At 72.3% G+C, this 6,212-nt stretch carries 5 protein-coding genes; 3 read left to right on the forward strand and 2 right to left on the reverse strand.

Annotation, left to right across the window (positions count from 1 at the left end; genetic code table 11):
- Positions 1-52: 52 nt before the first annotated feature.
- Positions 53-490, reverse strand: a complete 438-nt coding sequence (locus tag ABZ340_RS29505; RefSeq protein ID WP_358784895.1) for a gamma-glutamylcyclotransferase — start codon at positions 488-490, stop codon at positions 53-55.
- Between the two features lie 95 nt (positions 491-585).
- Between ABZ340_RS29505 and ABZ340_RS29510 the strand changes: the two genes are divergently transcribed.
- Both ABZ340_RS29510 and ABZ340_RS29515 read left to right on the forward strand, forming a co-directional pair.
- Positions 586-2,034, forward strand: coding sequence for an NAD(P)H-quinone dehydrogenase (locus ABZ340_RS29510; protein ID WP_358784896.1), 1,449 nt, complete (start codon positions 586-588; stop codon positions 2,032-2,034).
- 300 nt (positions 2,035-2,334) lie between these two features.
- Positions 2,335-3,318: a DeoR/GlpR family DNA-binding transcription regulator gene (locus ABZ340_RS29515; RefSeq protein ID WP_358784897.1), complete on the forward strand. Its 984-nt coding sequence runs from the start codon at positions 2,335-2,337 to the stop codon at positions 3,316-3,318.
- Between the two features lie 130 nt (positions 3,319-3,448).
- On the opposite strand, the gene ABZ340_RS29520 is transcribed toward ABZ340_RS29515, so the two are convergent.
- Positions 3,449-5,221 (reverse strand): biotin carboxylase N-terminal domain-containing protein, encoded by a 1,773-nt coding sequence (locus ABZ340_RS29520; RefSeq protein WP_358784898.1) that lies wholly within the window; start codon positions 5,219-5,221, stop codon positions 3,449-3,451.
- Positions 5,222-5,604: 383 nt separating this feature from the next.
- Here ABZ340_RS29520 and ABZ340_RS29525 point away from each other — a divergent pair.
- Positions 5,605-6,212 (forward strand): hypothetical protein (locus ABZ340_RS29525; protein ID WP_358784899.1); only part of this gene is annotated, 608 nt, incomplete at its 3' end.

The raw sequence follows: 6,212 nt of genomic DNA on the forward strand, positions 1-6,212 counted from the left end.
CGGGATTCCGATTGTTGTTTCGTCGTTTCCGACGAGGAGGGGGCCGGTCCGGTCAGCAGGGGCGTTTGCGCAGGTCCATGACGTAGTCGTGGGGAGCGCCGGCCGACTCGGCCGCGTCGGCGAGCTCGCCCAGGTAGCGGGCCGAGGGCAGGCCGCCCTCGTAGGAGTTCAGGACGTACGCCCAGGCGTGCTCCTCGCCGTCCAGGGTGTGCGCGCGCACGCGCGTGCGGCGGTATATGTCCAGGCCCGTGCCCACCCAGCGGTCCATCGCCTCCTCGTCCATCGGGGCGATGTCGTACAGCGCGACGAACACCTGGGCCGTCGGGTCCTCGACGATCGTCGCGAGGGCGCCCTCCCAGCCCATGTCCTCGCCGCCGAAGGTGAGCCGCCAGCCGTTGAGCCAGCCGGTGGCCCGCAGCGGCGAGTGCGGGGCGCGGCGGGACATCAGCCGCGCGTCGAGGTTGCCGGCGTACGCGGCGTAGAGCGACATGGGGAGAGGGTACGGCAGACGTGGCGCGCGTCACTCCGGTGGCGGATGTGCCGTGTCCGGCCCCGGGGCGGTGCCGCGTTGAAGGGTGCGGGACAATGGAGTACGTGACTCGGATCGTGATCATCGGTGGCGGACCCGGCGGATACGAAGCGGCGCTGGTCGCTGCGCAGCTCGGTGCGGAGGTGACCGTCGTCGACTGCGACGGTCTGGGCGGGGCGTCGGTGCTGACCGACTGCGTGCCGTCGAAGACCCTGATCGCCACGGCCGAGGTGATGACCACCTTCGACTCGTCGTACGAAGAGCTGGGGATCATCGTCGCCGACGACACCCCGCACATCGAGCAGTCCGCCCGGGTGGTGGGCGTGGACCTCGGCAAGGTCAACCGGCGCGTGAAGCGGCTCGCGCTGGCGCAGTCGCACGACATCACCGCCGCCGTCACGCGCGCGGGCGCACGCGTGATGCGCGGGCGCGGGCGGCTGGAGGGCATGCAGGCCCTGGACGGGTCGCGCAAGGTCGTGGTGCGGGCCGGGGACGGGAGCGAGGAGACGCTCACCGCCGACGCCGTGCTGATCGCGACCGGCGGGCACCCGCGCGAGCTGCCCGACGCCCGGCCCGACGGTGAGCGGATCCTGAACTGGACCCAGGTGTACGACCTGACCGAGCTCCCCGAGGAGCTGATCGTGGTCGGGTCGGGTGTGACGGGCGCCGAGTTCGCCGGTGCCTACCAGGCGCTGGGGTCGCGGGTCACGCTGGTGTCGTCGCGGGACCGGGTGCTGCCCGGCGAGGACCCGGACGCGGCGGCGGTGCTGGAGGACGTCTTCCGGCGGCGCGGCATGAACGTCATGGCGCGCTCGCGGGCCCAGTCGGCCAAGCGGGTCGGGGACCGGGTGGAGGTGGCGCTGGCCGACGGGCGGGTCATCTCCGGCACGCACTGCCTGATGGCCGTCGGCGCCATCCCGAACACCGAGGGCATGGGGCTGGAGGAGGCCGGCGTCAGGCTGCGCGAGTCCGGGCACATCTGGACCGACAAGGTGTCGCGGACGACGGCTCCGGGCGTCTATGCCGCCGGTGACGTGACGGGCGTGTTCGCGCTGGCGTCGGTGGCCGCCATGCAGGGGCGCATCGCCATGTACCACTTCCTCGGCGACGCGGTCGCCCCGCTGAACCTCAAGACCGTGTCGTCCAACGTCTTCACCGACCCGGAGATCGCCACCGTCGGCTACACCCAGGCCGACGTCGACGCCGGGAAGATCGACGCCCGGGTCGTCAAGCTGCCGCTGCTGCGCAACCCGCGCGCCAAGATGCAGGGCATCCGCGACGGCTTCGTCAAGATCTTCTGCCGGCCGGGCACCGGGATCGTGGTGGGCGGTGTCGTCGTCGCGCCGCGCGCCTCGGAACTGATCCATCCCATCTCGATCGCGGTCGACAACAACCTGACGGTGGAACAGATCGCGAACGCGTTCACCGTGTACCCGTCCCTGTCGGGCTCGATCGCCGAGGTGGCCCGGCAGCTCCACACGCGGAAGGCGGGCGCCGAGGCGTGAGCCCCGGGCGCCGCGAGCACGCTCGGTGAGGGGCGGGCGGCGCGAGGAGCCGTCCGCCGCGGAGAGGCAGGCCGGGTGATCCGCCGGACGCGGGCACCCGGCCTTCGCGCTGTCGCGGCGGCGGACGCCCCGCGCGGCCGAAAGCGGCTCCCGCCGGTCACGGACCGTCATCGGCCATGCGTACGGCATAGGCGGCAGGACTAGGCTCCTATACCACTTCCGTCCCTCCTCTATGAACAACTTCTGTTATTCGGCGCAAACTGCTGAAAGCAGACGGTCGTTGGGGTTACTGTCAGTTTCGTGTTCGCTGCAGAACGTCGCCAATTGATCCTCGAAATGGTGCGGGCCAACGGAGCCGTGTCGCTCCGTGAGCTCGCCCGCGTCGTCCAGACCTCCGAAGTGACCGTACGGCGGGACGTGCGGGCACTGGAGGCAGAAGGACTCCTCGACCGCCGGCACGGCGGTGCGGTACTGCCCGGCGGTTTCACGCGGGAGTCGGGCTTTCCGCAGAAGGCCCATCTCGCGACCGCCGAGAAGACGGCCATCGCCGACCTCGCCGCGTCCCTCGTCGAAGAGGGCGAGGCCATCGTGGTCGGTGCGGGAACGACCACACAGGAGCTCGCCCGCCGCCTGGCGAGAGTGCCCGGGCTGACCGTCGTCACCAACTCGCTGCTGGTCGCCCAGGCGCTGGCCCACGCCAACCGGGTGGAGGTCGTGATGACCGGCGGCACGCTCAGAGGCTCCAACTACGCCCTGGTCGGGTCCGGGGCCGAGCAGTCCCTCCAGGGGCTGCGGGTCTCCAAGGCGTTCCTGTCCGGGAGCGGGCTGACCGCCGAGCGCGGGCTGTCCACGTCCAACATGCTGTCGGCCTCCGTCGACCGCGCGCTCGTCCAGGCCGCCGCCGAGGTCGTCGTCCTCGCCGACCACACCAAGCTCGGCGCGGACACCATGTTCCAGACCGTGCCGACCGACCTCATCACCCGCCTCGTCACGGACGAGCCGCCCGCCCACGACGACCGGGCGGCCACCGAACTCCAGGCGCTCGCCGACCAGGGCGTGCAGGTCGCCGTGGCCGGTACGCAGGGGAGTTCGGGGAGCTCAGGGGGCTCGGGGAGCTCGGGGGGCGGTGCTGCCGCCCCGGCGCGTCAGCAGCGCCGTGACGTGCCGCTTCCGGGGCCACGCCGACAGGTCCCCGGCGCGGGACTGCGGGCGGCCACGTCCCTGGGCGAGCAGCAGGGCGGCGGCACCGAGCGGGCGCGGGTCGCGGACCTGCGGCGCCGCTGAGGTTCCCGGCGAGGCCCGCGCCGGTCCGCCACGTCCCCGCCCCATGCGGCGGGGCGCCCGGCGGACCGACCGCTGAGGGTGGTCCGCCGGGCGCCCCGGACGCCGGGAGCCGTACGGCTCAGTCCTTGATTCAGTCCTTGATCTCGCAGATCGCGGCACCGGAGGTGAGGGAGGCGCCGACCTCGGCGGTCAGGCCCTTGATGGTGCCCGACTTGTGGGCGTTGAGGGGCTGCTCCATCTTCATCGCCTCCAGGACGACGACCAGGTCGCCTTCCTTGACCTCCTGGCCCTCCTCGACGGCGATCTTGACGATGGTGCCCTGCATCGGGGAGGTGAGGGTGTCGCCGGAGGCCACGGGGCCGGACTTCTTCGCCGCCCGGCGCTTGGGCTTGGCCCCGGCCGCCAGTCCCGTACGGGCCAGGGACATGCCGAGGGAGGCCGGGAGGGAGACCTCCAGGCGCTTGCCGCCGACCTCGACCACGACCGTCTCGCGGGCGGCGTCCTCTTCCGCCTCGGCGTCGGCGGGCGCGGTGAAGGGCTTGATCTCGTTGACGAACTCGGTCTCGATCCAGCGGGTGTGGACCGTGAACGGGTCGGTCGAGCCGGTCAGCTCGGGGGCGAAGGCGGGGTCCTTGACGACCGCGCGGTGGAAGGGGATGGCGGTGGCCATGCCCTCGACCTGGAACTCCTCCAGGGCGCGGGAGGCGCGCTGGAGGGCCTCCTTGCGGGTGCGGCCGGTGACGATCAGCTTGGCCAGCAGGGAGTCCCAGGCCGGGCCGATGACCGAGCCGGACTCCACGCCCGCGTCCAGGCGCACGCCCGGGCCGGAGGGCGGGGCGAACTTCGTGACCGTGCCGGGGGCCGGGAGGAAGCCGCGGCCCGGGTCCTCGCCGTTGATGCGGAACTCGAAGGAGTGGCCGCGCAGGACCGGGTCGTCGTAGCCGAGCTCCTCGCCGTCGGCGATGCGGAACATCTCGCGGACCAGGTCGATGCCGGCGACCTCCTCGGTGACCGGGTGCTCGACCTGGAGGCGGGTGTTGACCTCCAGGAAGGAGATCGTGCCGTCGTTGCCGACGAGGAACTCCACCGTGCCCGCGCCGACGTAGCCGGCCTCCTTCAGGATGGCCTTGGAGGCGCGGTACAGCTCGGCGACCTGGGCCTCGGAGAGGAACGGCGCCGGGGCCTCCTCGACCAGCTTCTGGTGGCGGCGCTGGAGGGAGCAGTCGCGGGTGGAGACGACGACCACGTTGCCGTGCTGGTCGGCCAGGCACTGGGTCTCCACGTGGCGGGGCCGGTCCAGGTAGCGCTCCACGAAGCACTCGCCCCGGCCGAAGGCGGCGACCGCCTCGCGGACGGCCGAGTCGTACAGCTCGGGGACCTCTTCCAGGGTGCGGGCGACCTTCAGACCGCGCCCGCCGCCGCCGAAGGCGGCCTTGATCGCGATGGGCAGGCCGTGCTCCTCGGCGAAGGCGACGACCTCGTCCGCGCCCGAGACCGGGTCGGGGGTGCCGGCCACCAGGGGGGCGCCGGCGCGCTGGGCGATGTGCCGGGCGGCGACCTTGTCGCCCAGGTCGCGGATGGCCTGCGGCGGCGGGCCGATCCAGATCAGGCCCGCGTCCAGGACCGCCTGGGCGAACTCGGCGTTCTCGGAGAGGAAGCCGTAACCGGGGTGCACGGCGTCGGCGCCGGACTCGCGGGCGGCATTGAGGATCTTGTCGATGACCAGGTAGCTGGTGGCCGGGGTGTCACCGCCCAGGGCGAACGCCTCATCCGCGGCGCGGACATGCAGGGCGTCCCGGTCCGGGTCGGCGTAGACGGCCACGCTCGCGATCCCGGCGTCCCGGCAGGCCCGGGCCACGCGGACAGCGATTTCGCCACGGTTGGCGATGAGCACCTTGCGCACGATTGAGGCTCCCTCCTTGAAACAAGCCGAGTTTAGGGACTGCCGACACGACACTTCGACCCGTCCCCACTGGTGAGCTTGCCCACACGGAGCGTGATACGAGGCTCGCTCGACCCGCGAAAGCCCTTGTCGTACCTGGGTACGCAGGGCTCCTCCGGGAAACCCTAGCCCCCCGCTGTGGTCAAGGTCTCTGTCACCACGTGCTGCGGGCCACCCGGTTTCTTTGTGGAGTCCCTACGAATGGCCCAACGATTCTTTGCGCTCCGTAGAAGTCTTGTCCTCGGGTTTACCGGTGAGTAACGTCTGGGGTGCTCCGAGCGCACTCGGGGTGACGGCAGCTTCGCCCGGTTCGCTCGGGCGGCGGTCGAAGGGGGGTGGGGCCGGTGGTGCGCAGGCCGGTGGCGTGGGCCGTGGCGGTCGTCCTGTTCGCCGAGGCGCTCGGCGTCGTGGCGCTGAACTGGTTCCTCGCGGTCGTCGTCGACCGGCAGGAGATGTCCCTGGCCGGGCTCGACCCGGACGTGATGGTGCTGTCCTCGAAGGTCGGCGGCGTGGTCTTCGGCCTCTACTTCGCCCTGTGCGGCCTGGCCGCCCTGCTCGTGGCCGTGCGCGACCGGAGCCCCGCCGGCCTGGGCCGGGTGCTGCTGCTCAGCGCCGCCGTGGTGCACGGACTGCTGGGCGCCTTCGCCTGGGGGCTGGTGGGCAAGGGCGCGTTCCTGTTCATGGTCGTCGTCCTCGGGCTCGTCGTGCTGCTGCTGATGACGTACGACTCCCCGAACGAACCGAACGAACCGAACGAATCGAATGAACCGGCCGGGCCGGCCGGGCCGGCCGGACCGAACGAGCCGGCCGGACCGAACGGGCCGTCCGAATCAGCCGAATCAGCCGAATCAGCCGAATCAGCCGAACCGGCCGGGCCGGGGGGGGGGGGGGCGGCCCGGGGGGGGGGGGGGGGGGGCGCGGGCCGGACCTCCAGCCCGGCCGCGCCCGGGCG

It is taken from the genome of Streptomyces sp. NPDC006134 (assembly GCF_040628835.1).
Lineage (GTDB): Bacteria > Actinomycetota > Actinomycetes > Streptomycetales > Streptomycetaceae > Streptomyces.

Bases quoted from the DNA above. Each gene is read 5' to 3' on its own strand.
- ABZ340_RS29505 (WP_358784895.1), bottom strand. From the start codon at position 490: ATGTCGCTCTACGCCGCGTACGCCGGCAACCTCGACGCGCGGCTGATG.
- ABZ340_RS29510 (WP_358784896.1), top strand. From the start codon at position 586: ATGGAGTACGTGACTCGGATCGTGATCATCGGTGGCGGACCCGGCGGA.